2 protein-coding genes are annotated in these 2,377 nt (G+C 54.3%); one reads left to right on the top strand and one right to left on the bottom strand.

From position 1 onward, the window contains the following. Positions 1 to 202 precede the first annotated feature (202 nt). Positions 203 to 751, top strand: a complete 549-nt coding sequence (locus ABX962_RS34800) for a cysteine hydrolase family protein (RefSeq protein WP_372726250.1) — start codon at positions 203 to 205, stop codon at positions 749 to 751. A gap of 191 nt (positions 752 to 942) precedes the next feature. Here ABX962_RS34800 and ABX962_RS34795 read toward each other — a convergent pair whose 3' ends face one another. Beyond that, positions 943 to 2,058, bottom strand: a complete 1,116-nt coding sequence (locus ABX962_RS34795; RefSeq protein ID WP_372726249.1) for a hypothetical protein — start codon at positions 2,056 to 2,058, stop codon at positions 943 to 945. Positions 2,059 to 2,377: the final 319 nt, after the last annotated feature.

The raw sequence follows: 2,377 nt of genomic DNA, 5'->3' as shown, positions 1-2,377 counted from the left end.
GATGGGTGGGATCTTTAGCAAGATCTTTTAAAGGAAACTCGCGGATTCGGGATCTTTAGCAAGATCCACTACGGGTAACGCGAATGAATGATCCGACGTCGGAGGCGGCGGGCGACTGTGTATGCCCCCAACGGAAACTGCGATAGACTGGGGATAACCGTTCCCTGAACTTCTGACTTGAGATTGAATTGGATTTAATGCGATGAGCCGTGCGCTATTGGTGATTGATGTTCAGCAAGAATATTTTTCGGGTGCCTTGCCAGTGACTTATCCCACCGGTCATCTCGATCAAATCTTGCGGGTGATGGACGAAGCGAAACAAGCGGGGGTTCCAACCGCTGTGATTCGGCACCACCAACCCGATCCCGATTCCCCCATCTTCCGGCTCAACTCCGACGCATGGCAACTGCATCCCGAGGTTGAAAAACGTCATCGCGATGTGTTGATCGATAAACAATTGCCCGGCTCGTTCACCAATACAAATCTGGCCGAGTGGCTAAAGAAAGTTGATGCCGACACGGTCGCCATCGCGGGTTACATGACGCAAATGTGCTGTGACACCACGGCCCGCCAAGCGTTTCATCGCGGCTACAAAGTCGAGTTCTTGCGTGATGCCACCGGAACACTGGACGTCGAAAACGAAGCAGGCTCGGTGACCGCGAAGCAGTTGCAAGACTCGATCCTGGTGTCTCAGCAGATGTTCATCAGCGAAGTGATCGCGACGGACGCCTGGCTTGACCGCCTGCGATAACGCCTGCGTCGCTGCGAACTCGGTGGAAAGGATGCAGTCACTTCGAGGCTGTGGGCGTAATAGTACACCCCGGCACACCATCGCTTCCGTCCGGCTCGCCCGGCCGGGGCGGGCATCTGGAAGCTACCAAGGCCCTCCCACTCCCATTGGATCTCGGTCGGGCTTGTCCCGGCGGGATCGACGGATCGTTTTCAAACTTGCGTTTTTGCTTGCCGCATCAAGGAAATCAATGCATCAAAATCGGACGCGGTCCGCACATGCCCACGGTAAATGTCACCGGCCCAATCGCCCGTTTCTTCGACTTTTTCGAAATTGGGAATCGCTTGAATGATCTCGTCTCGGGTGACGCGAAAGAAATCAGCACAGCGGTCGACGTAGACTCCGTACGACACCCCTTTATCCGCAGAGCTATCGACCGGCGAGAGAGCCGCCAAGACGGCACCTGATTTGAAAGGAGCAATTTTTCCGTTGAAGGCAACGTTGCTGCGAGTGGTAGTCATGCTATCGAACAACGATCTCGTCTGGCTCACCAACAGCGAGTACACTTCACCAACCTGTTTCGCATCTGCGATTTCCTGTAGTTGTTGTTCGGTTCGCGGCCGCCGTCGCCCCGCCGAACCACTTGCTCCCTTCCGGCTCTCAGCCTCTGCGGTCTGGCCAATCACGCGGGGTACCAATGTTTTGATGCCCTGCCCAACATAGTGCTTGATCTCAACGGCCAACACTTCGGCGGGGTCCATTTGCTCATTCAAGAACTCCACAATCCGTCGCAGTTCCATTGGAATGACATCGGCAACAATCATGAGTCGCACGCGGCCTGCTTGTAAATTGGTTTTCACTTGTTGCCAAAACCCGCTGATGTCTCCATCGGCGCCAAGAAACACACCGAGACGTTCGTCCGGATCGACACCGTCTCGCTCGCACTGTGCTTGATACTCGACTTGAATTTGTTCCAGCGACCAATGCACCACCGCGTTGGCAGCGTAATCGAGTATCTGGCCGACCACCTCACGCCGCAGACGCGTGTCGGTACTACGTTTGATCTCGACCAGAGTCGGAACGCTATCTTGATCGATGAACAAATGGTCGAGAGACCAGCGGCCATAGCCTGATGGCAGGTCAGCGACTCCCATTTCACGGCGGATCAACAGCCAACGCCGCGGATCGTCACTGCGTATTTGGTCGCCTGCGAGCAGATTGGGATACTTTTCCACCAACGTTTGGAAATCGTCTTCGCTGACAAAACCGGATTCCACCATTTCAACCAGTTCGCCGCTATCCTGGATATTGAATATACTGCCAGTCATGGGGCATATCGCATTGTAGAGGAAGCACCGCGAGAAATTGATCGCAGCTGAGGTTGAGAGTAAGCCACCATCAGCAGGTCCGAGATTTCGTCGTTGTAAGTTTGCAGTTGCGAGTAAGCCTTCCACACATCGGAGGGAGTACGCAGCACTAGGCTCTGTCTGAAAACCATGTTGCCCTTTATTTCGTACGAATGAGAGGTAAGTTATTTCGAACGAAAGGGAGGAGGTAATCATGGTGGGGCGGCATTGCTTAACCGACGATCAATGGGAACTCATCGCGGACCTAGTGATGGTTGAACGTAAGCCGGTCGGTCGGCCT

The organism is Novipirellula sp., assembly GCF_041583735.1.
Classification (GTDB): Bacteria; Planctomycetota; Planctomycetia; order Pirellulales; family Pirellulaceae; genus Novipirellula.
This window is presented reverse-complemented; position numbering and strand designations above follow the sequence as displayed.